The following is a 1,292-nucleotide window of genomic DNA, read 5'->3' as shown; positions in this document are numbered from 1 at the left end:
TCATTCGTTCTAATTAAAAATTCTTATAATCTCGGCATGCCATTGCCGACGCGGTAAATATTTTTTGCGCCTGCAAACAAGGAGAGAGCCTGGTGCCGATCCCTGACTTCCAGTCCGTGATGCGCCCCGTGTTGGAATCTATCCAAGATGGGATGCCAAAACAGATGTCAGATGTTCTGGAGGATGTGTGCGAGCACTTTCAGCTGGCTGAAGAAGAAATAGCAAAGCGCCTTCCTTCCGGGAAACAAACGATTATCAAAAATCGTGTCGGTTGGTCTCGGACTTATATGAAAAAAGCGGGACTATTGATCAGCCCCAATAGAGGCGAAGTCCAGATCACCGAGCGGGGCCGGGAAGTACTCGCAGATTGTCCCGGTCGTATCGACGTTAAGTATTTAAAACGCTTTCCGGAATTTGTCGAATTCCACACGCATACCCCCTCCAATGAAGAGCCGTCTTCATCAAATAACACTGAAGACGAGCGAAGTGATACCCCGGATGAGCAGCTCCAGCAGGCTTATACCTCGCTCATGGATTCCCTCGCCGATGAGTTGCTGGATACCATTACAGCGGCGTCGCCATCCTTCTTCGAGAAACTGGTAGTCGATCTGATGCTGGCCATGGGCTATGGAGGCTCCCGCGAGGATGCCGGGCAGGCCACACGTTACACCAGTGATGGCGGCATCGACGGCATCATCAAGGAAGATCCGCTAGGCCTGGATGTGATCTACCTGCAGGCGAAACGCTATACCGAGAAAGGGGTGGGGCGCCCGGAGGTCCAGGGCTTTGCCGGGGCGCTGGACATGCAGCGTGCCCGCAAGGGGGTGTTTATCACCACCTCCAAATTCAGTGCCGACGCCCGTGAATATGTGGGGCTGATCGAGAAAAAGATCGTACTCATCGACGGCCAGGAGCTGGCCAAGCTGATGATTCAGTACAACTTGGGGGTGGGAATCAAGGAAACCTATGCCGTGAAGCAGATCGACAGCGACTACTTCAACGAAGAATAACCGGCCACGGTGCTCGCAAACGGGCGCCGGGCGACAAAGACAACACCGAGACAGACCTAATGACCCCAAAGCTCACCCTGCAACAACTGGAATCCTTCCTCTGGGAAGCCGCCGATATCCTGCGCGGCAATATGGATGCCTCCGAGTACAAGGATTACATTTTCGGCATGCTGTTCCTCAAGCGCCTTTCTGATGCGTTTGAGGAAGCCCAGGAAAAGGTGGTCAAGTATTACCTGGGCAAGGGCAAGTCCCGGCAGCAAGCCGAAGCGCTGGCCGACGACG

2 protein-coding genes are annotated in these 1,292 nt (G+C 53.9%); both read left to right on the top strand.

Annotated features, from left to right (window positions below; translation table 11 throughout):
* Window positions 1-119 precede the first annotated feature (119 nt).
* Window positions 120-1,010: a restriction endonuclease gene (locus A3754_RS11820; protein ID WP_063519849.1), complete on the top strand. Its 891-nt coding sequence runs from the start codon at window positions 120-122 to the stop codon at window positions 1,008-1,010.
* Window positions 1,011-1,069: 59 nt separating this feature from the next.
* Window positions 1,070-1,292, top strand: a 223-nt coding sequence (locus A3754_RS11815; protein WP_197468639.1) for a type I restriction-modification system subunit M N-terminal domain-containing protein, incomplete at its 3' end; no start/stop codon positions are given.

The sequence above is a fragment of the Alcanivorax sp. HI0083 genome (assembly GCF_001635175.1).
The sequence above is the reverse complement of the archived record's forward strand: the minus strand, read 5'-3'. Positions and strand labels throughout refer to the sequence as shown.

What these genes read in the sequence shown, in the direction of transcription:
- A3754_RS11820 (WP_063519849.1), top strand. Translation starts at nt 120, where the DNA reads ATGCGCCCCGTGTTGGAATCTATCCAAGATGGGATGCCAAAACAGATG.